17 protein-coding genes and 1 pseudogene are annotated in these 22,540 nt (G+C 70.5%); 15 read left to right on the forward strand and 3 right to left on the reverse strand.

Annotated features, from left to right (window positions below):
• The 13 genes and pseudogenes from VFV67_RS02675 to VFV67_RS02735 all read left to right on the forward strand — a co-directional run.
• Window positions 1-270: pseudogene (locus tag VFV67_RS02675) on the forward strand (XRE family transcriptional regulator); the annotation flags it as partial.
• A gap of 2 nt (window positions 271-272) precedes the next feature.
• Complete coding sequence (locus VFV67_RS02680; protein ID WP_326466920.1) at window positions 273-833, forward strand: class IV adenylate cyclase; 561 nt, start codon at window positions 273-275, stop codon at window positions 831-833.
• 262 nt (window positions 834-1,095) lie between these two features.
• Window positions 1,096-1,998 (forward strand): ABC transporter ATP-binding protein, encoded by a 903-nt coding sequence (locus tag VFV67_RS02685; protein WP_326466921.1) that lies wholly within the window; start codon window positions 1,096-1,098, stop codon window positions 1,996-1,998.
• Entirely contained in the window at window positions 1,995-2,834 is an 840-nt protein-coding gene (locus tag VFV67_RS02690; protein WP_326466922.1) for an ABC transporter permease, read from the forward strand. The genes VFV67_RS02685 and VFV67_RS02690 overlap by 4 nt, the downstream gene beginning before the upstream one ends.
• The gene (locus VFV67_RS02695; protein ID WP_326466923.1) at window positions 2,831-3,070 is read left to right on the forward strand and encodes a helix-turn-helix transcriptional regulator; all 240 of its coding nucleotides are present in this window, start codon (window positions 2,831-2,833) and stop codon (window positions 3,068-3,070) included. The genes VFV67_RS02690 and VFV67_RS02695 overlap by 4 nt, the downstream gene beginning before the upstream one ends.
• 103 nt (window positions 3,071-3,173) lie before the next feature.
• Window positions 3,174-4,097: a sugar ABC transporter permease gene (locus VFV67_RS02700; protein ID WP_326466924.1), complete on the forward strand. Its 924-nt coding sequence runs from the start codon at window positions 3,174-3,176 to the stop codon at window positions 4,095-4,097.
• Window positions 4,094-4,981: a carbohydrate ABC transporter permease gene (locus tag VFV67_RS02705; RefSeq protein ID WP_326466925.1), complete on the forward strand. Its 888-nt coding sequence runs from the start codon at window positions 4,094-4,096 to the stop codon at window positions 4,979-4,981. Before VFV67_RS02700 ends, VFV67_RS02705 begins: the two co-directional genes overlap by 4 nt.
• Window positions 4,978-6,951: a DUF6807 family protein gene (locus tag VFV67_RS02710; protein WP_326466926.1), complete on the forward strand. Its 1,974-nt coding sequence runs from the start codon at window positions 4,978-4,980 to the stop codon at window positions 6,949-6,951. Before VFV67_RS02705 ends, VFV67_RS02710 begins: the two co-directional genes overlap by 4 nt.
• Window positions 6,945-8,267, forward strand: coding sequence for a sugar ABC transporter substrate-binding protein (locus VFV67_RS02715; protein WP_326466927.1), 1,323 nt, complete (start codon window positions 6,945-6,947; stop codon window positions 8,265-8,267). The genes VFV67_RS02710 and VFV67_RS02715 overlap by 7 nt, the downstream gene beginning before the upstream one ends.
• Window positions 8,268-8,286: 19 nt before the next feature.
• Window positions 8,287-9,579 (forward strand): pectate lyase, encoded by a 1,293-nt coding sequence (locus VFV67_RS02720; protein ID WP_326466928.1) that lies wholly within the window; start codon window positions 8,287-8,289, stop codon window positions 9,577-9,579.
• A 99-nt stretch (window positions 9,580-9,678) separates the two neighbouring features.
• Window positions 9,679-11,493, forward strand: coding sequence for a rhamnogalacturonan lyase (locus VFV67_RS02725; RefSeq protein WP_326466929.1), 1,815 nt, complete (start codon window positions 9,679-9,681; stop codon window positions 11,491-11,493).
• 110 nt (window positions 11,494-11,603) lie between these two features.
• Window positions 11,604-12,560 (forward strand): right-handed parallel beta-helix repeat-containing protein, encoded by a 957-nt coding sequence (locus VFV67_RS02730; protein ID WP_326466930.1) that lies wholly within the window; start codon window positions 11,604-11,606, stop codon window positions 12,558-12,560.
• A 121-nt stretch (window positions 12,561-12,681) separates the two neighbouring features.
• Window positions 12,682-15,870 carry a substrate-binding domain-containing protein gene (locus VFV67_RS02735; protein ID WP_326466931.1) on the forward strand — a complete coding sequence of 1,063 codons (3,189 nt, stop codon included), beginning with the start codon at window positions 12,682-12,684 and terminating at the stop codon, window positions 15,868-15,870.
• Window positions 15,871-15,994: 124 nt separating this feature from the next.
• On the opposite strand, the gene VFV67_RS02740 is transcribed toward VFV67_RS02735, so the two are convergent.
• Window positions 15,995-16,909, reverse strand: coding sequence for an alpha/beta hydrolase family protein (locus tag VFV67_RS02740; protein ID WP_414636157.1), 915 nt, complete (start codon window positions 16,907-16,909; stop codon window positions 15,995-15,997).
• Between the two features lie 360 nt (window positions 16,910-17,269).
• On the opposite strand from VFV67_RS02740, the gene VFV67_RS02745 reads away from it, so the two are divergent.
• Together VFV67_RS02745 and VFV67_RS02750 are read left to right on the forward strand one after the other, a co-directional pair.
• Entirely contained in the window at window positions 17,270-17,602 is a 333-nt protein-coding gene (locus tag VFV67_RS02745; RefSeq protein ID WP_326466932.1) for a hypothetical protein, read from the forward strand.
• Between the two features lie 75 nt (window positions 17,603-17,677).
• Window positions 17,678-18,829: a GDSL-type esterase/lipase family protein gene (locus tag VFV67_RS02750; protein WP_326466933.1), complete on the forward strand. Its 1,152-nt coding sequence runs from the start codon at window positions 17,678-17,680 to the stop codon at window positions 18,827-18,829.
• A gap of 2 nt (window positions 18,830-18,831) precedes the next feature.
• Here VFV67_RS02750 and VFV67_RS02755 read toward each other — a convergent pair whose 3' ends face one another.
• Together VFV67_RS02755 and VFV67_RS02760 are read right to left on the reverse strand one after the other, a co-directional pair.
• Window positions 18,832-19,968: an NAD(P)/FAD-dependent oxidoreductase gene (locus VFV67_RS02755; protein ID WP_326466934.1), complete on the reverse strand. Its 1,137-nt coding sequence runs from the start codon at window positions 19,966-19,968 to the stop codon at window positions 18,832-18,834.
• The gene (locus tag VFV67_RS02760; RefSeq protein WP_326466935.1) at window positions 19,868-22,456 is read right to left on the reverse strand and encodes an AMP-binding protein; all 2,589 of its coding nucleotides are present in this window, start codon (window positions 22,454-22,456) and stop codon (window positions 19,868-19,870) included. Before VFV67_RS02760 ends, VFV67_RS02755 begins: the two co-directional genes overlap by 101 nt.
• Window positions 22,457-22,540 lie beyond the last annotated feature (84 nt).

A 22,540-nucleotide genomic window follows, 5' to 3' on the forward strand; every position in this document is an offset into this window, starting at 1 on the left:
AGCTTCAGTACCGGAATCCGGCTCTCCCTGGAACGGCTGGCCGAGTTGGCCACGCAGGGCGCCAAGGTGGAAGTCCATGTCTACGACATGCTGCCGACCTGGCGGGTGATCGGGCTGGACACCACGTTGTTCGTGTCCGCGTTCGGCGAACGACACGAGGGCCACAACTCACCGATGTACCAGATCACGGGCTCCCCCCACGGCGCGCTGCACCGGGGCTTTCACCGCTTCCTCGGCGAACTGCGGCGGACCTCTCGGCAGGTGATCTGACGATGCCGGTCGAAGCCGAACTCACCGCAGTCCTGCGCAACCCCGCACAAGTGCGCGCCGCCCTGGCCGGGCGCGCGGATCCCGAGATCACGGCCTATGCCGACACCTATTACGACCGCCCCGACCACAGCCTCGACGCCGCAGGCTACGAGTTGCGGGTGCGCACCATCACCATGGGCAAAACCGCCCACACGGTTCTGACTTACAAGCAACCGTCGGTCACCGACTGGGGCGCGAAACCCGAGCACGAGACCACCATCGCCGACGCCGAGGTCCTGCGCACGATCTTCACCGGCCTCGGCCTGGTCGAGCTGATCGCTTTCCGCAAGGATTGCGAGAACTACCGGTTCACCGCGCATGGCCTGTCCCTGGTCGCCACCGTCGTGCAGATTCCTGAACTGGACGGCCAGACCTTTCTCGAACTGGAAACGATGGCCGAGCCCGACGACCTGCCAGCAGCGCACCGGGTTCTGCAGACGGTGCTGGACGAACTGGGCGTCGGCGCACAGGACCTCACCACCGAGTCCTACACCGACCGGGTAGCCGCAAGCCGTCGAGCCTGACCGCCCAGCCAACCGGCGATCTCCGTCCCGCGAGTTCCCGATTCCGGTTCGGCGAGTTCCCGGCTCCGGTTCGGCGAGTTGCCAGTGCAGTTCGCGAATTCTTGATTTCAGTGATGACCGGGCGCAGCCCGGCCCCGCCGGGCACAGCCCGGCCCCGCCGGGCGCGATCGTCGCGGTCAGCTACCCGTGGGCATGTCGCAAGGATCTGGACGAATGTAGTAGATCTGCTATAAGTTGCCCGATGACAGGTACGGGAGGCCAGATGAATGCGGTCATCGAGGTGCGCGGGTTACGCATGCGGTACGGGGACGTGGACGTGCTGAAGGGGGTGGAGTTCACGGCCCGGCGGGGCGAGGTGGTGACGCTGCTCGGGCCGAACGGCGCGGGGAAGACCACGACGATCGAGATTCTGGAGGGGTTCCGGCTGCGCTCGGCGGGCGAGGTCACCGTGCTCGGGGTGGACCCGGCAAGGGGCGACGAGGCGTGGCGGGCGCGGGTGGGGGTGGTGCTGCAGTCGTGGCGGGATCACGGTAAGTGGCGGGTGCGGGACCTGCTGCGCGAGTTGGGGCGGTACTACGTGCCGTACCGCAAGCCGTTCGGGGCGGACGAGTTGGTGGCGGCGGTGGGCCTTGCGGACAGCGCGGACAAGAAGATCATGCAGCTGTCCGGCGGGCAGCGGCGTCGGCTGGATGTGGCGATCGGGATCGTGGGACGGCCGGACGTGCTGTTCCTGGACGAGCCGACGGCCGGGTTCGACCCGCAGGCGCGGCGGGAGTTCCACGACTTCGTGCACCGGCTGACCGACCTGGAGGAGACCACGATCCTGCTGACCACGCACGACCTGGACGAGGCGGAGAAGCTGGCCGACCGGATCCTGATCCTGGCCGGCGGCCGGATCATCGCCGACGGCAGCGCGGACGCGCTGGCCCGGCTGGTGGCGGGGCAGGCCGAAGTGCGGTGGCGGCAACACGGTGAGCTGTTCGTGCACGCCACCGACGACGGCACCGAGTTCGTGCGCAAGCTGCTCGCCCAGCACGGCGAGGAGGTGGGCGACCTGGAGGTGCACCGGGCCTCGCTGGAGGACACGTACATGACCATGGTGCGGCGCTACGAGTCGGGCGAGACCGACGCGGCGGTCACCGAGTTCGAGGGAGCGGGCCGGTGAACGCGATCCACAACGGGCTGCGCCGCGGCTGGATCGAGTACACCGCGGCGATCCGCACGCTGACCGAGTCGGCCAACTACGTCATCGTGGCGGGCTTCTTCATGGTCGTGCTCTACCTCAACCGGAACCGGACCGTGGACGGCACGTCACTGCACTTCCCGGCGCTGGCGCTGCCCGGTCTGCTCGGCATGCTCGCGGTGTACACCGGCATCGTTGGCGCGGCCTACGCGCTGGCCTCCGAGCGCGAGGACGGCACCCTGCTGCGCGCCAAGGCGGTGCCGAACGGGATGACCGGCTACGTGACCGGGCACATCCTGCGCGGCGCACTGGAGATTCTGACCATGTTGGTGGTCATGCTGGTGCCCGCGCTGATCCTGATCGACGGGCTGTTCGCCACCGGCCTGGCCGGCGGGCTGCACCTGCTGTGGCTGTTCCCGCTCGGCCTGCTCGCCACGCTGCCGTTCGGGATGGTGATCGGCTCGCTGGCGACCAGCCCGCGGGCGATCGCCGGCTGGGGCCTGATGGTGGTCGGCGCGCTGACCTTCATCTCCGGCGTGTTCTCCCCGGTGACCGGCCAGGCGGCCTGGGTGCAGGGGATCGCCCAGGTGTTCCCGATCTACTGGCTGGGCCTGGGAATGCGCTCGGCCCTGCTGCCCGACGAGGTCGTGCTGGTGGAGATCGGCCAATCCTGGCGCACCCTGGAGACCATCGGCGTGCTCGGCATTTGGGCGGTCGCCGGCCTGCTGCTCGCCCCGGTCGTGTTGCGCCGGATGGCCCGCCGGGAGTCCGGCGCCGTCCTCGACGAGCGCCGCCGGAAGGTGTTGCAGCGCCTATGACCGAGGTGATTCACAACCGGATCGCGATGCTGCGCGTCGAGCGCGGCATCTCCCGCCGCCAACTGGCCGACGCGCTGGGTGTGCATTACCAGACCGTGGGTTATCTTGAAAGGGGTGAGTACAGCCCCAGCCTCTATCTCGCTCTGCGCATAGCGGAGTACTTTGAGGTACCGGTGGAGGTCGTCTTCTCCACCAAGCCCTTCCCGCGGATCGGGGGCGGCGAGCGGTCCGCGTGATCAACTGCGGCGCGACGCCATAGTCCACACGCTGTGCGCGATTGTCCACGCGTTCCTCCATATCCTCTGTGGACGATCCGCGACAGAACGGAGTTCGTCGGCTATGGCAGTCGCCGAGGTTGTTCCGCGGCGACCCACACACCGCCGCAGCCGTGGCCGGGGGTTCTGGGCGCCGTACCTCCTCATCTCGCCTGCCGTGCTGGCCATGCTGGCGTTCCTGGTCTACCCCATGGCCAGCGTCTTCTACTACAGCCTGCAGCACCATTTCGTCAGCAAGCCGTGGGAGAACGGGTTCGCCGGACTTGACAACTTCCGGCAGATGCTCTTCCACGACGCGCTGTTCTGGCAGAGTCTGGGGTTCACCGCCAAATGGGTGGTGGTCGAGGTCGTGCTGCAACTGCTGCTCGGCCTGGCGCTGGCGCTGATCGTCAACGAGACGTTCATCGGCCGCGCGCTCTCCAGGGCCATGGTGTTCTCCCCGTGGGCCGTCTCCGGCGTACTCACCACCGGCATCTTCGTGCTGCTCTACAACCCGACCACCGGCGTGTCCCGGTACCTGGCCGACCTCGGCCTGATGAACTACGGCGCCGCGCCGCTGGCCAACCCCGACACCGTGTTCGCCGCGGCGGTGCTTGCCGAGCTGTGGCGCGGGGTGCCGTTCTTCGCCATCCTGCTGCTCGCCGACCTGCAGACCATCCCCCGCGACCTGTACGAGGCGGCGTCGGTGGACGGGGCCAGCCGGGTGCGCCGCTTCTACCACGTCACGCTGCCGCACCTCAAGGACGCGATCATCCTGTCCACGCTGCTGCGCGCGGTGTGGGAGTTCAACAACGTGGACCTGCTCTACACGCTGACCGGCGGCGGGCCCGCGCATCAAACCACCACCCTGCCGCTGTACGTGGCGCAGACCGCGGCCCAGTCGCACAACTTCGGCTACGGGGCCGCGCTGACCACCGCCGGTTTCCTGATCCTGACCTTCTTCTCCGTGCTCTACCTCCGGTTGAGCAAGTTCGGGGCTCGCTCATGACCCTCACCGCCACCCGTCCGGCCGAGCCCCGGACGCCCAAACCGCCGCCACCGGGGCGCCGCACCGGCGGCGACGCCAACCGGGTCAGCCGCTGGCAGATCTACGTGCCGCTCACCCTCTACCTGCTGTTCACGCTGGTGCCGTTCTACTGGATGGTGGTCTTCGCGGTCCGCCCGCGCGGCTCGTCCTCGCTGCTGCCCTGGCCGATCACGTTCGAGAACTTCGTGACGGTGTGGGACGGGCTCGGCTTCGGCGTGTTCTTCGAGAACAGCCTGAAGGTCGGGGTCGCGTCGCTGGTCGCCACCACGCTGATCGCGCTGGCCGGCGGGTACGCGCTCGCGCGCTACAACTTCCGCGGCAAGACCGTGTTCCTGGTGGCGATGCTGTGCACCCAGTTCATACCCGGCGCGATGATGCTGATCCCGCTGTTCCAGACGTTCCGTAGCCTCGAGCTGGTCAACTCGCTGTGGAGCCTGGTCATCGCGGAGACCGTGTTCCAGCTGCCGCTGTCACTGATCCTGCTTTCCGGATTCATCCGCAACGTTCCGGTGGAGCTTGAGGAGGCCGCGTGGGTGGACGGCTGCTCGCGGATGCGCGGTTTCCTGGTCGTGGTGCTGCCACTGCTTCGCCCGGCGCTGGTCGCGGTCGGCTCGTTCGCGTTCATCCACAGCTGGAACAACTTCCTGTTCGCGCTGATGTTCGTCAGTTCGCAGGACAAGTACACGATCCCGGTCGGGCTGGCCTTCACCCTCGGTGAGTTCAGTGTGGACTTCGGCGCGCTTGCGGCGGGCGGCGTGGTGGCCGCGGTGCCGGTCGTGCTGGTGTTCGCGGTGATTCAGCGCTACCTGGTCCAGGGACTCTCGGCCGGGGCGGTGAAGGGATGAACGGTCCACTTGAGCCGGTGCGGGTCGTGCTCGCCGGAGCGCATGGGCATGGCCGCTGGCATCTGGACAACCTCAGACGGCTGCGCGCCGCCGGGTTGGTCGAGCTGGCCGGCGTGTGCGACGTCCGGCCGGTGCCGGCCGAACAGCTCGACGGCCTCGGTGCGCCGGACCAGTCCCCCGACCTCGGGCGGTTGATCCGGCGCACCGGCGCGGAGATCACCATTCTGGTCACCCCGATCCACACGCACGCCGAGCTGGCCGACACGGCGCTGGCGGCCGGGTCGCACCTGCTGCTGGAGAAGCCGCCGGCCGGCTCGCTTGCCGAGTTCGACCGGATCTCCGATGCGGTCCGGGCCTCCGGCCTGGCCTGCCAGGTGGGCTTCCAGAGCCTGGGCTCGGACGCGATCCCGTTCCTGCGCAAGGTGATCGCCGACGGACGGATCGGCAGGGTGCGGGGCATCGGAGTGGCAGGCGCCTGGCCGCGCCCGGTCGAGTACTTCGCCCGTGCGGAATGGGCCGGGCGGCGCCGGATGGACGGCATGGCCGTGACCGACGGCGCGCTGACCAACCCGTTCGGGCACGCCGTCGCCACGGCGCTGGCCGTGGCCGAGGCCGAGCAGATCGGCGCGGTGGTCGAGATCGACGTCGAGCTGTACCGGGCCAACCAGATCGAGGCGGACGACACCTCGTGCGTGCGGCTGCGGCTGGCCACCGGCACCGAGATCACCGTCGCGGTCTCGCTCTGCGCGCCCGAGCGCACCGAGCCGTACCTGTTGGTGCACGGGCAGACCGGGACGGCCCGGTTCACCTACACCACCGACGAGATCCACATCGGACAGACGGTGACCAAGCATGCCCGGACCGACCTGCTGGAGAACCTGATCGCGCACGTGCGCACCGGCGCCCAACTGCTCGTACCGCTGAGCCGGGCCGGCGCGTTCATGCAGGTGGTCGAGGCGATCCGGCTGGCCCCGGAGCCGACCCCGATTCCGTTGTCCCGGCTGCAGGTCGACCCGGACACCGCCCGCCGGGTGCTGCCCGGGATCGTCAACCTGACCGCACGCAGCGCCCGCCGGCTCGCGCTCTTCTCCGAGCTGGACGTGGCCTGGGCCCCGCCCGAGCAGGTGATCCGGCTGGGCGAGCGGGAGGTGGCCCGGTACCGCTGGCGCCCGGACCTGCCGGTGACCGTGTCGCCCCGGCCATACCTGCACCCGGTGTGCACCCAGGCCGGGTTGTCGGTCACCGAGGAGGCGCCGGCCGACCATCTGCACCACCTCGGGGTGGGCGTGGCGATCGCCGACGTCGGCGCGGTCAACTTCTGGGGCGGCCGAACCTACCAGCCCGGGCACGGCCCGGCCTGGCTCGGCGACCACGGCAGCCAGCGGCACCTGCGGTTCGCCCGGCGCTGCGAGCACGGCTTCACCGAGCACCTGGAATGGCTGGACCAGGCCGGGATGCCGGTGCTGCGCGAGGAGCGCACGGTGCTCGCGAGCCACGCCGAGCGGCCGGACTGCTGGATCTTGGACTTCGCGTTCACGCTCACCAACCTCACCGCCGGCCCGCTGGCGATCCGCAGTTCGGCCACCAAGGGCCGGACCGGCGCCGGCTACGGCGGGTTCTTCTGGCGAGCGCCCGGATCAGCGAAGTGCCGCACGGTGTTCACAGTGGACGCCGACGGCGAAGGGGGCATCAACGGCAACCCCGCGCCCTGGGTCGCGATGTCCGGCACGGCTCCGGACGGACGGGACTGGACGCTCGTGTTCGCCCAACGCGGGTCGAACGACCCGTGGTTCGTCCGGGTCGAGGAGTACCCGGGCGTCGGCTCCTCCCTTGCCTGGCACGAGCCGCTTGTGCTCACCGACTCGCTGACCCGGCAGGTGGTCACGGTCGTCGCCGACGGGAGGCTGAGTCGTGCGGAAGCGGCTGCACTGACCGGCAGTGGCAACGGAAAGGTAGGCGGAACATGGTGAACTCACGTTGGTCGCGGACTGCCGCGGCGCTCGTGACGGTAGCCTGCCTGGCATTGGCCGGGTGTGGCGACGACGGCTCCGATTCGGGCGCGAGCGGCGGCACGACGAATATCACGTTCTGGGACGACAACGGCGGCCCGGCCCGAACTCCGGTGTGGCAGCACATCATCGAGGAGTTCCACAAGGCGAACCCGAACATCAAGGTGGAGTACGTCGGGGTCCCGATCGCCCAGGTCCAGCAGAAGTACGACACGGCGATCGCCGGTGGCGGGCTGCCCGACGTCGGCGGAGTGAGCACCGCGATGCTCGCCAACCTGGTCCCCCAGCAGGCGCTGGACGCGGTGGACGACCGGATCAACAACAGCTCGCTGAACGGCAAGCTGAACAACCAGGTGGTCGACACGGTCAAGTCGGCGATCCCGGACGGCAAGCTGTACATGGTTCCGATATCCACCAACACGGGCATGTACTGGTACCGGACCGACTGGTTCAGCGCGGCCGGGCTCAAGGCCCCGGAGACCTGGAACGACTTCTTCGGCGCGGTGGACAAGCTCACCGACAAGAGCAAGAACCAGTACGGCTTCACCATCCGCGGCGGGGCCGGCTCGATCGCCCAGATGCTCGAGGTGATCTACGGTCAGACCGGGATCACCACGATATTCGACGGCTCCGGCAAATCGACGGTGAACGACTCGCGCAACGTCGCGGCGCTGGAGAAGCTGGTCGCGCTGTACAAGAACAAGACCCCCGAGGCGGACGTCACCAACGACTTCCCCAAGATGGTGGCGCAGTTCGACGGCGGCAGCATCGCGATCATGCAGCACAACCTGGGTTCCTACAACGACCACATCAAGGCGCTCGGCGCGGAGAAGGTGGCCGCGTTCCCGGTGCCCAAGTCGGACAACGGATCCCGGACCGTGGTGTCCAACCCGGTGACCGGCATCGGCGTGTTCGCCAGCGGTAAGAACAAGGACGCGGCGTTCAAGTTCGCCGAGTTCGCCGCCAGCAAGGCGATGAACAGCTACTGGGCCGAGAAGACCGGCGTGCTGCCGGCCAACGTCGAGGTCCGGGACGAGCCGTGGCTTGGCAAACTGCAGCACATCGCCGAGGCCACCAAGGTGCTGACCGACTCCAGCACCAAGGTCGTGCAGCTGCCCTACTACCTGCCCGAGTTCAACTCGATCACCAAGACCGAGACCGAGCCGATGTTCCAGAAGGTCCTGCTCGGCGAGATGTCCGCCAAGGACTTCCTGGACCAGTTCGCGGCGAAGTTCACCGACGCGCAGGCCAAGCACAAGCAGCGCACCGGCGGCTGACGGAGAGGGTGCCCCCACCATGAAACGCACTGCCCTGCTCACCGTCGCGGCGGCGGTGGCGGCCCTCGCGGTCGCTCCGCCGGCGGCGGCGACCCATCCCGCGCTCGGCCGGCAGGTGCTGCCGGCCGGCGACGGGTGGGCGGCCGAGGGCGCCGGCACCACCGGCGGCTCCGCGGCCCCCGCCGAGAACGTGCACGTCGTGACCACCCGGGCCGAGCTGGTCGCCGCGTTCGCGGCGCCGGCTCCGCGGATCATCCACGTGCGCGGCTCGATCGACGGCAACGAGGCCGCCGACGGCAGCCTGCTGGACTGCGCGGACTACGCCACCGGCGGCTACACCCTGGAGGCCTACCTGGCCGCATACGACCCGGCCGTCTGGGGCCGGGACCGGGAGCCGGAGGGCCCGCTCGAGGACGCCCGGGTGGCCTCGGCCGCGGCCCAGACCAGGCAGATCAAGATCAAGGTGCCGGGCGGGACGACGCTGGTCGGGCTCGGCGACCGGGCCGTCGTCAAGGGACTGAACCTGCACGTCGACCGGGTGGACAACGTGATCATCCGCAACATCACGTTCGTCGACGCGGCCGACTGCTTCCCGCAGTGGGATCCGACGGACGGTGCGCTCGGCGCGTGGAACTCGTTGTATGACAACGTGTCCCTCACCGGCGCCACGCACGTGTGGATGGACCACAACACGTTCACCGACGGCGACAACCCGGATTCGGCCCAGCCGAGGTACTTCGGCCAGCCGTTCCAGGTGCACGACGGACAGCTGGACATCACCAACGCGTCGAACTTCGTCACCGTGTCCTGGAACCGGTTCACCGACCACGACAAGACCATGCTGATCGGGTCGTCGAACACCTCGACCACCGACCCGGGCAAGCTCAACGTGACGGTGCACCACAACCTGTTCAACAACAACCTGCAGCGCCTGCCCCGGGTCCGGTTCGGGCAGGTACACGTCTACAACAACTTCTACGTGGTGCCCGAGCCCGGCACGTTCGTCTACGCCCTCGGCGTCGGCGTCCAGTCGAAGATCTTCGCCGAGAGCAACGCGTTCGCGCTCGGGCCGGACGTGGATCCCGGTCTGCTGCTGTTCGACTGGGGCGGCACCACGCTGACCGCCCGTGACAACGTCCAGCTGGCGCGCTTCCGGCTGGAGCCGATCGACCTGATCGCGGTGTACAACGCCACCCACGATCCGGACTTCGGCACCGACGCGGGGTGGACCCCCACCCTGCACACCCGGATCGACAACCCCCGGATCGTGCCCCTGCTGGTGTCCCTGAAGGCCGGAGCCGGCCGAGCATAGGGGCGCCGCCCAGGATCGTCTACACCCTGTGCGTGATTGTCCACCCTCCGCGTCCTAACTTCGAAGTGGGGACATCTCGCACAGGGAACGGGGCACTTCATGGGCGCAATGACGGCCAGGCGCGCTCTGGCGCTGGCTGCGGCAGCTGTCACGTTGGTCGGGCTCGTGTCCGGCCCGGCCACGGCGGGTGCCGCGCCGGCGCCGGCGCGGTTCGAACAGCTCGACCGCGGTCTGGTCAGCCTCCAGACCGCCGACGGTGCGTTTCTGAGCTGGCGGCTGCTCGCCGGCGACGCGCCGGGGACCACCTTCAACGTCTACCGGGACGGCGTGCGGATCAACCCGGCGCCGCTGACCGTGACCAACTTCCAGGACAAGGGCGCACCGGCCGGTGCCGGCTACACGGTGCGCCCGGTCTCCGGCGGGGTCGAGGCGGCCGCGGCCGACGAGCCGGTCGGCATCGCCGCCACCACCAGGGATGTGCCGATCCAGCTCCCGGCCGGCGGCACCACGCCGGACGGGGTGAGCTACACCTACAGCGCCAACGACGCCAGCGTCGGCGACCTGGACGGCGACGGGCAGTTCGAGATCGTGCTGAAGTGGGATCCCAGCAACGCCAAGGACAACTCCCAGTCCGGCTACACCGGCAACGTGTTCGTCGACGCCTACCGGCTGGACGGCACCCGGCTGTGGCGCATCGATCTGGGCCGCAACATCCGGGCCGGCGCGCACTACACCCAGTTCCAGGTGTTCGACTACGACGGCGACGGACGCGCCGAGGTGGCCATGAAGACCGCCGACGGCAGCCGGTCCGGCACCGGCCAGGTGATCGGCCACGCGAACGCCGACCACCGCAACTCCTCCGGGTACATCCTGGCCGGACCGGAGTTCCTCAGCGTCTTCCGTGGCACCGACGGCGCGGTCCTGGCCACCCAGGACTTCGTGCCGTCGCGCGGAACCGTGTCGAGCTGGGGCGACAACTACGGCAACCGGGTGGACCGGTTCCTGGCCGGCACCGCCTACGTGGACGGCTCCCGGCCGAGCATCATCATGGCCCGCGGCTACTACACCCGCAGCGTGATCTCGGCCTGGGACTTCCGAAACGGCGCGCTGACCCGGCGCTGGACGTTCGACTCGAACTCGTCCACCAACGGCTCGGCCTGGACCGGCAAGGGCAACCACCAGCTCTCCGTGGCCGACGTGGACTCCGACGGCCGGGACGAGATCCTGTACGGCTCCATGGCGGTCGACGACAACGGCAACGGGTTGTGGCAGAACAACACCCTGCACGGCGACGCCTACCACGTCTCCGACCTGGTCCCGTCCCGGGCCGGCCTCGAGGTGTTCAAACCGTCGGAGACCGGCAGCAACCCGGCGCACTGGCTGGCCGACGCCCGCACCGGGCAGATCCTGTGGAGCGCGCCGTCCTGCGGCTGCGACAACGGCCGGGGCGTGGCCGCGGACATCTGGTCCGGCAACCCGGGCGCCGAGGTCTGGTCATCGGCCGTGGCCGGGCTGCGCAGCGCCACCAACGGATCCCAGGTGTCCAGCCGCAAGCCCGGCTCGACCAACTTCGTGATCTGGTGGGACGGCGACGCGCAGCGCGAGCTGCTGGACGGCACGAACATCTCCAAGTACGGAACCGGCGGCGACACCCGGCTGCTGACCGCGTCCGGCGTGCATTCCAACAACGGCACCAAGTCGACCCCGTCGCTGTCCGCCGACATTCTCGGCGACTGGCGCGAGGAGGTCATCTGGCCGACCACGGACAATCGCGCCCTGCGCATCTACCAAACCACGGATCCGACCGGCATCTCGCGGGTCTCGCTGATGCAGGACCGGCAGTACCGCCTGGCCGTGGCCTGGCAGAACACCGGCTACAACCAGCCGCCGCACCCGAGTTTCGCGATGGGATAACGCACCGGTCCGCAATAGTCCACCAGTCGGGCGCGATTCTCCAAGAATTCGTCCCTAACGTGGCTGTCGAGGGGTCAACGATGATTCCACGGGAGAAAGAGAGAATGTCCATGCGCAAATCGATTGCGAGGCGAGCGCTGGCCGGTGGACTGACCGTCGCGGCCGCGGCTGCCATCACCGTGTGGGCGGCCGGCACCGCGTCGGCGGTCGGCTCCCCGACCGGGTTCGGCGCCGGCACGACCGGCGGCGGCAGCGCCAGCCCGGTCACGGTGTCCAGCGGCTCGGCGCTGATCAGCGCCATGCAGTCCAGCAACGCCGCGGTCATCCGGATCAACGGCATGCTGTCCATCAGCGGCATGCAGGACGTGGGATCCAACAAGACGCTCATCGGCGTCGGTTCGGGGTCCGGCATCACCGGCGGCGGCCTCGACGTCGACGGCGCCACCAACGTGATCATCCAGAACCTGAACTTCCGCAACTGGTCCGACGACGCCATCAACGTCCAGGACGCCTCCACCCGGATCTGGATCGACCACAACGACTTCAACTTCAACGGTGCCGACGGAGCCCTGGACATCAAGCGGGCCTCGGACAACATCACCGTGTCGTGGAACAAGTTCTCCAACCACGACAAGACGGCGCTGCTCGGACACAGTGACGGCAACGGCAGCCAGGACCGCGGGCACCTGCGGGTGAGCTACCACCACAACTGGTTCAACGGCACCACCCAGCGCCACCCCCGGGTCCGGTTCGGCAACCCGGTGCACGTCTACAACAACTTCTACGGCGGGGTGCGGAGCTACGGTGTCGCCTCCACCGTGGAGGGCGGCGTTCTGGTCGAGGGCAACTACTTCGAGAACACCAGCGACGCGTACCACTGCGGCGAGGGCAGCTCGCCGGCCGGCGCTTTGGTTGCCAGGAACAACACCCTGGCGAGCTCGGCGGGTTCGACCTCGGGCTGCACCGGTACCGTGCGGGGGATCCCGTACGGCTACTCGCTGGACCCGCCGGCCAACGTCAAGTCGATCGTCACCGGCGGTGCCGGTGTGGGACGGCTCGGCGTCTGACCGGCACGGATATCGGCAATTTGGCCCCCGTCGGATCACGACGGGGGCCGCGTCCTTGCTTTGCTTCGCCGATTCCGTAAACACTGTGTTGCGGTGAGTCAACGGGGACTGCGAGGCGACCATGACGGACCGGCTGACGATCGGCCTGGTCACTGCCAGGATTCACCTGGGGGTGGGCGCGACCCTGTGGAGCGGGGTGCTCGAGTCGGCGCGCCGCCACGACATCAACCTGATCTGCTTTCCCGGCGGTGAGGTGCGCACCACCGGGGGGCCGGCCAACTCGATCTACGACCTGGTCGCGCCGGACCTGCTGGACGGCCTGATCTGCTGGACCTCCACGCTCGGGTTGACGGCCGGGCACGAGCGGACCACCCGGCTGGCCAGGCGGTTCGGCCGGCTGCCGATGGTCAGCGTGAACGGCACGATCGGCGAGGACGACCATCCGCTGACCCTGGACAGCTATCACGGCACGGCCAACGCGATCGGGCATCTCATCGAGGTGCACGGCCGGCGCAGGCTGGCCTTCATCCGCGGCCCGGTGGCCAACCCGGTGAGTGTCGAGCGCTACCGGGCCTACGTCGACACCCTGGCCCGGCACCGGATTCCGTTGGACCGCAAGCTGGTCTCGGCGCCGGTCGACTTCGTCCGGGAGGCCGGCGCGACGGCCATGCGGGTGCTGCTGGACGCCCGCGGGCTGCGGCCCGGCACCGACTTCGACGCCGTGGTGGCGTCCAGCGACTTCCTCGCCGTCGACGCGCTGCGGGTTCTCGCCGAGCGCGGCATCGGCGTGCCGCACGACGTCTCGGTGATCGGGGTCAACGACTCCCCCGAGGCCCGGCTGTCCGATCCGCCGCTGACCTCGGTGTCCATGCCGTTCGCCGAACTCGGCGCGCTGGCCGTGGAAAGCCTGCTGTGCCGGATGGGTCGGCTGTCCGGTGTGCGCCGCCCGGCGCCGGCGTCGTCCCTGGTCATCCGGCGGTCCTGCGGCTGCCCGGACGCGCTCACCGCGGATCGCGACGACGTGGCGCCTGCGCGCGTCGCCGGGCCGCCCTTGGAGGAGTTGTGCACGGCGTTGCGTCGCTCGATCGCCGGGGACGGCACCGAGTTCCTCGGCGAGATCGACCGCATGGTCCGGGCCGCGGTGCTGGGCAGCCACGAGACCGACGCCTGGGACGCGGCACTGCTCGACCTGCGCCGGCAGTTCCTCCCGGAACTCACCGGGGCACCGCGGGCCCGGGCCGAGCGCATGCTCGGCACGGCCCGGCTGATCGTCGCGGACGCCGGGCGACGGCGGCTCGAATACGAGCGGTGGCACGCCGAACAGACCGCCCGGCGGCTGCGCGAACTCGGGAACGCGCTTTCCTCGGTGGTGGACGTGCCGGCGCTGACCGAGGTGCTCGACCGGCAGCTGCCCGGGCTGGGCATCACCCACTGGCACCTGGCGCTGGGCTCCCCCGCCACGCTGGACGGGGCGCTGCCGGCCGGCCGGCGGTTCGCCATGGTGGCCGAGCCGTTCTCGGTCAACGACGAGCTGTTCGGGCTGGGCCTGTTCGAGGTGGGCCCGCAGGACGGCGCGGTCCACCGGGCCGTCGCGGACCAGATCAGCGCCGCGCTCAAGGAGATCAAGCTGTTCGGCGCGGTCCGGGACGCCCGGGACGCCGCCGAGAAGGCCAACCGGATCAAAACCACGCTGCTGTCCAGCGTGAGCGACGAACTGCGCACGCCGGTCGAGGGCATCCTCCGGCAGGTCGCGATGGCGCTGGAGTCGGTGGAGTCGCTGTCGTCGGCACCGGCCGGGCTGACCGACCGGCTCAAGGAGATCAACGTCAGCGCCGAGCACCAGCTCGGGGTGATCTCCGACCTGCTCGACCTGACCCGGGCCGAACTGGACACCCTGGACCTGTCGGCCGAGCTGGTGGATCCGCGGGCGCTGATCGAGGATGTGTTCCGCACCCGGCTGCCGCACCGGCTGCCGCTGATCCTGGCCGACCGCAGGCGGTTGCGGCAGGCGCTGGTCACTCTGCTCGGCAGCGCCGACCGGCTGGCCGCGGACACCGGGCGGGTCAGCGTCGCCGCCGACGTGCAGCTGCCGAACCTGCGGATCCGGGTGAGCTGCACCGACGGGGAGTCGCCGCAGGAGGAACCCGAGGCGGACGGCCGCGGGCTGGGCCTGCCGATCACCCGCCGGCTGCTCACGCTGCACAACGGCGCGCTGCGGTTCGAGCCTCGGCCGGACGGCGGCACGTTCCAGGTGTCCCTGCCGCTACCGACGCCGGACGGCCAGCCCGGCACCGGTCGGCCGGTCGACCCGCTGCTGCTGGCCGGCGGCGCGCGGGCGGCGCACGAGGCCGCCGTCCTCGGCCGCCGGCTCGGCCTGCCGGTGCGCCAGCTGCACGCCGGCACCGACGGCATCCTCGAGGAGCACCGGCCGGCCGCCGTCGTCTGGGATCTCGCCGACACCAGCCCCGAGGACTGGTCGGTGGTCCGCCACCTGCACGAGCACCCCCGGCTGCGCCGCACCCCGTTCCTGGTCTTCGGCACCAGCCGCGCCCGCGACCTCGCCGAAGCGATCCGCTGGGCCCGCCCGGCCGAGTCCGCCGGCCCGATCGTGATCGCCGACCCCGACCCGGAGATCCAGTCCTGGTACCGCCGCCTGGCCACCCAGGCCCGCCCCGGTCACCTGGTCCTCGCCGCCGGCGACGGCACCACCGCGCTTTCCCTGCTGGGCCAGGAAGTTCCCAGCCTGCTCGTGGTCGCCCACGAACTGCCCGACATGGACGGTCTGGACGTGCTGGACCGCCTGCACGGCGGCCCGGACGTCCCCGCCCTCGTGCTCAGCTCGGGCGCACTGTCCACTCACGACGTCGCCCGCGCCGAACCGCACCCGCGGGCGGTGTTGCTGGGCAAGGGAATCCTGTCCGAGGCCGAGACCGTCGAGCTGTTCGGCCGGCTGCTCAACCCCGGCAACCCGGTCCCGCACCGCGGCAGCCTGCTCATCCGGCACGCCCTGGCGTACCTGCACCAGCACTACCACCACCAGATCACCCGCCGCCAGGTCGCCAAGGCCGCCGGCATGAGCGAGGACTACCTGAGCCGCCTGTTCCACCGCGAACTCGGCCTGTCCCCCTGGGACTACCTCAACCGCCTGCGCATCGAGCAGGCCAAAGAACGCCTGCGAGACTCCGACGAGAGCATCCAGGTGGTCGCCCGCCGCGTCGGCTTCCACGACCGCGCCTACTTCAGCCGCATCTTCCGCAAACTCACCGGCGTCCCACCCCAAGCATTCCGCGAGCACGCACACGGCCAGTAGACCCGCCAGACGAACTGAGCCCGGCACCCACCTGGCCGGGCTCAGTCCGCTGTGGAGATCGATTGTGGGCCCTGAGCGGCGCTGACGGCCCGCACCGCTCAGGGCGTCGACACCCCCGGAGTACCTACACGGTCAGTGGGCAGGTGTTCCGGTATTCCTGGGTGTCGCTCCCGGACGGGCCGGGGCACAGGAACTGGAGATAGCGGGTGTCGTTGTCGACGAACGCCTTCAACCAGCTGATCATCAACCGCGCCTGGAGCGAGTTGGCGGACTGCGGGAAGAAGTGGCTCGCGCTGTTGATTTCCTCGTAGGCCTTCTCGGTGCCGGTGATGCTGTTGTAGAAGGGCTCCGAGTGGCTGCTCACCGGCGCGACGGTGTCGGACTCGCCGCCGATGATCAGGGTGGGTACCCGGACGGTGGACCAGCTCTTCGTGGTGTGCCACGGGGCGAGCGGGATGGCCGCCTGCAGCGACGAGCGCGACCGGGCCGCGGACAGTGTGCCGCCGCCGCCCATGGAATGGCCGGAAACGGCGAGCCGGTTGCGGTCGATCCGGCTGGCCGCCGGACTGCTGTTCACCGCCCAGTCGAGGGCGGCGAGCAGTTGGGAGCCGCGGGAGTCGGGCTGGTCGAATCGCGAGTTGGTCTCGATGCCGACCACCACGAAGCCGAACGAGGCCAGGCGCGGGCCGAGCCAGCTGATGCTCGACCAGGCCGCGGTGAAGCCCGGCGAGATCGCCACGGCGCCGAAGGTGCCCTGGCTGGTGTCGGTCGGGTAGTAGATCACCCCGCCACCGAAACCGGAGACGAGCGAGGAGATGTTGGACTGGGTCGTGGCGAACGTGCCCCGGGACGCGTTGACGCTGGTGAGCGTCGGGTCCGGGCCTCGCTGGAAGGGGTTCTGCTGGGCGGCGGCGGTGCCGACGCCACCGCTGACCACAGCGGCGGCGATGGTCAGCGCGGCGGCCGCCCGGGTGGCGCGGTACCGCCACGTCTTGGCGCTGGTTGATGGACGCACGTCGTTGTACTCCCTACGTGTCACGGATGCCCACAACTGGGACAATCCGTGATTGTTCGGCCTTCCAACACGCTCCGCATCGGCGTAATTACCGGTGATAGCCGCCCTGACGTGGTGACACCGGTCACGCGTCCTCCTTGACTACCGCTGGGTTCTGGTCGCCAGCCCGGTCCACCGGGGATAAGATGTCGATCACCGGGCTCACCCCGACCGCCGGATCTGGTAACTCGCCTTTCACCTTTAGTCGCGACCGGTCAACGCACTCGATGGTGTGAACAACACTTGCACTGGCGTTTGCCCCGGTGAGCGCGGCGGAACCACACCACGGAATTTTCTGGCTGGTCAAAGGAGATCGGCGTCATGGGGCTTCATGGGGAACGAACGATGCCGGGTAGACCCCGGCCGGTCCGGCCGTGGGTACCGCGGCCGCGTTCCGACACACTGCCCGACCTGTTGCCTCGAGCCGGCCACGATCTGATCACCGGGATCGACAGCGTGCTCGACCGGCTCGGCTCGGTGCCGGATCGCCAACTCGCCGACGACCTGAAGGCGGCCCTGGCGCGCACGGCGGCCTGCGGCGACACCTGCCGGGTGCGGACCGCGGCGGACGCCGTCCGGGCCGCGGCCGACCTGCTGGTCGCCGGCTCGGTGGACCGGGCCCGCCTGGTCCTGATCGAGGCAAGGGCCGGGCTATCCGGCCCCGGGCACAACGCATAACCGAACCCGTGGCTCGCGGAACCGCCCGGCCATAGTCTGCCGGCGCAGATTCCCTACGCCACGGAAGAATGGTCGATGTCGACAAGTCGAGTTCTGGTCCGGACAGCGGCGGTTCTGGTCACCATGCTGGGCCTGGGGGTGGCCGCCGGACCGGTCACGCAGGCCCAGCCCGAGCCGCAGACGCACCAGCCCCGGCCGGCGGTGGTCAGCCTCGGTGACTCCTACATCTCCGGCGAGGCGGGCCGCTGGCGCGGCAACTCGGCCGACCCGGCCGGCGACCGCAGGGGCACCGACCGCGCGTTCGTGGCCGCCCCGGAGGGCCCGCGCTACGACCCGGCCATCGTCTACGGGCCGACCGCGGCCAACGGCTGCCACCGGTCCGACGTCGCCGAGATCACCCACGTGCGCCGGCTGATCCGGCCGGCCACGGTCAACCTGGCCTGCTCCGGCGCCACCACCGCCAACGTGCTGCGGGCCGGCGCCGGCGGCGTGCCGTTCAAGGGCGAGGCGCCGCAGAACGACCAGCTCGCCCTGGTGGCCCGGCAGCACCGGGTGACCGCGATCGTGCTCTCCATCGGCGGCAACGACGTGGGTTTCTCCGACATCGTCACCGCGTGCGTGCTCGCTTTCCTGACCAACGGTGCGCCGTGCCGGGTGACCCAGCAGCCGGTCGTCGATCAGCGGCTGCCGGTCATGCGCGAGGCGGTCGGCCGTACGATCGACGACCTTCGCGCCACCATGGCCGACGCCGGCTACCGGGACGGCTCGTTCCGGCTGGTGCTGCAGTCCTACCCGACCCCGCTGGCGACGGCCGCCCAGATGCGCTACCCGCAGGGGCCGCAGCGGCAGACCGTGGGTGGCTGCCCGGTGCTGGACACCGACGCCGACTGGGACCTGGCCGCGCAGATCTCCGCCGCGCTGCGCACCGTCGCCGCGGACAAGGGTGTCCAGTTCCTCGACCTGACCGGTGCGTTCGCCGGCCACGAGCTGTGCAGCGCCCGCGCCCAGCAGTCCGACGGCACCCCCGCCGACGCCACCGACGAGTGGCTGCGCTGGATCGACCTGGCCGGCCAGGGCGACCTCAACGAGTCCCTGCACCCCAACGCCTTCGGCCAGCGCGCCCTCGGCCGCTGCCTGTCCCTGACCCTGCTGGTGCGCCGGGACGTCAGCTGCCACCCGGTGCCGAACCGCCCGGCCAGCTGGATGTACCTGCGCACGCTGCGCTGAGCTCAGCGGGAACCGGTCGGCGAGCGCAGGCCGGCGGCGATGCGCAGGATCGGGAAGACGTGGTCGCGCAGGTCGGACTCGTAGCCGGCGATGGCGGTGGTCGGGTCGGTTTCGCCGCGGGCGGCGCGGCGCAGGGCCTCGGCCAGGCGGGCGGCGCCCCACAGCGCGATGTTGGCGCCTGCGCCGAAGCACGGCGGGGTGGCGTGGATGGCGTCGCCGAGCAGGGTGACGCGGCCGGCCGGCCAGGGCGGCGGGACCGGCAGGCGGCGGCCGCGGTGGACGAAGAACGAGGCGGGGTCGATCCGGTCGACCAGTTCGCGGACGACCGGGTGCCAGTCCCGCACGGCCTCGGCGATCGCCGGTTCGCTCGGCGGGTCGTCCCCGGCGAGCGAGCCGGTGATCGTCAGGTAGTCGGCGGTCGGGTCGATCCGGGCGTGCGGGGCCAGTTCGGCGCACGCCGCCGCGACCGGCTGTTCCGGCCGCCAGGCACCGATCGTGAGCAGGGTGCCGGTGCCGTCGGCGATCGCCGCGATGCCGTCGAAGACGGCGTCCGGCAGGCGGGCGGCCAGCTCCGCCGGGAGCGGGACGCGGCCGTAGCCGACCCAGGTACCGGTGTCCACCGGGGTCAGGTTCGGCAGCCGGGCGACCCGCACCGCCGAGTCGATCCCGTCCGCCCCGACCAGCACGTCGCCGCTGACCGCGCGGCCGCCGGCCAGCTCCAGCACCACCAGGCTGTGGTCGGCCCGGTAGCCGGCGACCGGCGCGTCGAAGCGGATGGCGTCCTCGATGCCGGTGCGCAGGATCTGGCGCAGGCTGGCGTTGTCGGCGGCGGCATGCGGGCGCGGTCCGCCGTTGGGCGGCCCGAGATGCGGCCGGGCGACCTCGGTCAGGTCGGGCCCGAGCGCCAGGGTGAACTGGCGCCGGGCGGTCGGCCGGGAGGTGCGCAGGTGCAGCCGGTGCAGCTGCTCGGGCAGGCAGCGGCGCAGCGCCTCGCCGCCGTCCGCGTTGAGGTGCAGTCGGTAGTTGGCCCGGTCGAGGTCACCGGCGCGCTCGTACACCGCGCAGCTGATGCCCGCCCCGCGCAGGCCCTGGGCGAGGCAGAGACCGCCGAGACCGGCGCCCGCGATCAGCACGTGCACGCGTCACTCCAACATCCGGGATATACCCTGTCAAGATCAAGTTCGGCCGGCGCGGCCGCAGGAACGTGATGTTGCGGTCCACCACGGCCCAGACCAGCAGGCCGACCGCGAGGCCGAGGCCGACCACCGCGATCGGCGGCATCCGGTGCAGCGTCAGGTCGAGCACCGCGTAGTGGGTCAGGTAGATGGCCAGCGACGCGCTCGCCACCGGCGCCAGCACCAGGACCAGCACCCTTGGCAGCCGCAGCTGCGGCACGAACACCAGGATCACCAGGCCGAGCAGGACCACCGCGTCCCGGATCGGTTCACCGAAGTAGCCGGGCACCAGCAGCGCGGCGATCCCGGCCACGATCAGCTTGCGGACCGGGCCCTCCGCGCGGTACGCGAGCCAGCCGAGCACGAAGAACCAGAGCACGCCATGGGTGGCCATGGCCCGCTCGGGATACGCCGGGGTGTCGTGCGCGGTCAGGTTGACCAGCAGCGCGGCGCCGAGGCACAGCAGGGCGAACCCGAAACCGTGCCGGCGCTCCCAGCGCCGCACCGGCGGGATCGCGAACAGCACCGCGAACAGCAGCAGCGTCTGCACGAGTGCCTCGACGAACCAGTAGCCGCCCGCCCCGGTGCGCGCGTAGGTGTTGACCAGCAACACGTTCGCCCAGGTGACGTCGGTGGTCTCGAACACCCGCCAGCCCAGCCACACCATGGACGGGATGGCGATCCGCACCGCGCTACGCAGGATCCCGCGCGCGGTGCCGGTGTCGCGGGACAGGCAGAACCGGGCGAAGCTCCAGCCGGCCACCATCAGCAGCAGGTGCGCGCCGCCGAGCACCTCGAACAGATACGCGTGCGTGCCGACCACCAGCACGATGGCGACCGCCCGCAACACGATGTTGGTCTCCACGGTCGCGGTGCGCACCGGCCGGGACCGGGCCCTCGGCGCCAGCCGGTCCAACTCGCCGACCGGGGTGAGGTGCCAGTTCCGCGGCACGTAGCCGAGCGCCCGTTCGATCTCGATCGACATCTGCACGTAGCACAGCGAGTCGCCGCCCAGGCTGACGAACGTGGCGTCGTCGTCGATGGCTGCCCGGCCGAGCACGGCGGCGAACCGCTCGTGCACGGACCGGCCCCGCTCGGACTCGGCCGGCGGGTCGGCGGCCAGCCGCCGGATCGCCGGGTAGTCGACCTTTCCGTTGGGCAGCCGGGGAATCGTGTCGACCGGCAGCACCCGGACGTGGCTGGCCGGTAACCCGAGCCGGCGGCGCGCCGCCGCCCGCACCTCGACAACGCCGGCCCGCTGCACCGCGACCACCAGCGCGTCGTCGGTCCCGGTGCAGGCCACCTCGGCGCCGGCACCGGCCAGCACCCGCTCGGCCTGCCGTAGGTCGATCCGCAGCCCGAACAGCTTGACGAACCGCGAGGTGCGGCCGACCACCTCGTAGAGGCCGTCGGGGGTGCGCCGGGCGATGTCGCCGGTGCGCAGCGCGTCCACGGTGCGGCCGAGGGCGAGGTCCGCGGGACTCTCGGCGTAGCCGAGCATCACGTTGGGACCGCGGTAGAGCAGCTCACCCTGATCGGGCACGTCGGACGGCAGGATCTCGAACGAGCCGCCGGAGATCGGCACCCCGATCGCGGCCGGGTGCGCCGCGGCCAGCTCCGGCGGAAGGTAGGCCATCCGGGCGGTAGCCTCGGTCTGGCCGTACATCACGAAGAACCGCCAGCCACGCCGCCGGCCCAGCTCGGCGTACTGCCGCACCCGCTGCGCCCCGAGGGCGCCGCCGGCCTGGGTCACGTACCGCAGGGTGGGCAGCTCCAGCCCGGCGAACCCGACGCGCTCCAGCAGGTCGAAGGTGTACGGCACGCCGTGCAGGCTGGTGCCGCCGTTCTCGCGGAACATCGCCCAGAACCGCTCCTCGAGCACCGAGTCGCCGGAAAGCAGCAGCGCGGCGCCGCGGAGCAGGTTGCTGTTGATCACCGAAAGGCCGTAGCAGTAGTGCATCGGCAGCGTCGCGGCGGCCCGGTCGGTGTCCCGGATGTCCAGGTAATCGGCGATGGCCTCGGCGTTGGACCACAGGTTCGGTGCGGAGAGCCGGACCAGCTTGGGTGAGCCGGTTGAGCCCGAGGTGGACAGCAGTACGGCCAGGTCCGGGTGCAGCTGGTGCGCCGAGCCGGGCCGCCGGTCCGCCAGCCGCCATTCCCCGCCGGAGTCCCGGTCGAGCACGACGTCCGGATCGTAGGTCCGGATCAGGGTGTCCCAGTGCGTCGAGCTGTCCGGCGCGGCGAGCAGCACCGGGTGCCCGGCCGCGAGCGCGGCCAGATAGGTGATCAGCGGGTCCAGCTCGTTCGCCGCCGCGACCTGTACCAACCGCCGGCCAGGCCCCAGCCGGGCGGCCACCTCGGCCACCCGGTCGGCCAGCCGCGCATGGGTCAACGCGGCGCCGTCCGGGGTCACGACGGCCAGTCGGTCACCGTGCCGGCGCAGGCCGGTCACGATTGGGAGGCTCCACAAGTCAGGCATAGCTAACTAAGCTTAGGCTAACGACGCCATGGCCAGGCATACCTAATTAGGCATCGC

The organism is Actinophytocola sp. (genome assembly GCF_035762905.1).
Taxonomy (GTDB): Bacteria; Actinomycetota; Actinomycetes; order Mycobacteriales; family Pseudonocardiaceae; genus DASYTH01.

Coding starts and splice junctions, on each gene's coding strand:
- VFV67_RS02730 (WP_326466930.1), top strand. CDS start 11,604: ATGCGCAAATCGATTGCGAGGCGAGCGCTGGCCGGTGGACTGACCGTC.
- VFV67_RS02710 (WP_326466926.1), top strand. CDS start 4,978: ATGAACGGTCCACTTGAGCCGGTGCGGGTCGTGCTCGCCGGAGCGCAT.
- VFV67_RS02700 (WP_326466924.1), top strand. CDS start 3,174: ATGGCAGTCGCCGAGGTTGTTCCGCGGCGACCCACACACCGCCGCAGC.
- VFV67_RS02680 (WP_326466920.1), top strand. CDS start 273: ATGCCGGTCGAAGCCGAACTCACCGCAGTCCTGCGCAACCCCGCACAA.
- VFV67_RS02735 (WP_326466931.1), top strand. CDS start 12,682: ATGACGGACCGGCTGACGATCGGCCTGGTCACTGCCAGGATTCACCTG.
- VFV67_RS02720 (WP_326466928.1), top strand. CDS start 8,287: ATGAAACGCACTGCCCTGCTCACCGTCGCGGCGGCGGTGGCGGCCCTC.
- VFV67_RS02750 (WP_326466933.1), top strand. CDS start 17,678: ATGTCGACAAGTCGAGTTCTGGTCCGGACAGCGGCGGTTCTGGTCACC.
- VFV67_RS02705 (WP_326466925.1), top strand. CDS start 4,094: ATGACCCTCACCGCCACCCGTCCGGCCGAGCCCCGGACGCCCAAACCG.
- VFV67_RS02745 (WP_326466932.1), top strand. CDS start 17,270: ATGCCGGGTAGACCCCGGCCGGTCCGGCCGTGGGTACCGCGGCCGCGT.
- VFV67_RS02695 (WP_326466923.1), top strand. CDS start 2,831: ATGACCGAGGTGATTCACAACCGGATCGCGATGCTGCGCGTCGAGCGC.
- VFV67_RS02685 (WP_326466921.1), top strand. CDS start 1,096: ATGAATGCGGTCATCGAGGTGCGCGGGTTACGCATGCGGTACGGGGAC.
- VFV67_RS02715 (WP_326466927.1), top strand. CDS start 6,945: ATGGTGAACTCACGTTGGTCGCGGACTGCCGCGGCGCTCGTGACGGTA.
- VFV67_RS02725 (WP_326466929.1), top strand. CDS start 9,679: ATGGGCGCAATGACGGCCAGGCGCGCTCTGGCGCTGGCTGCGGCAGCT.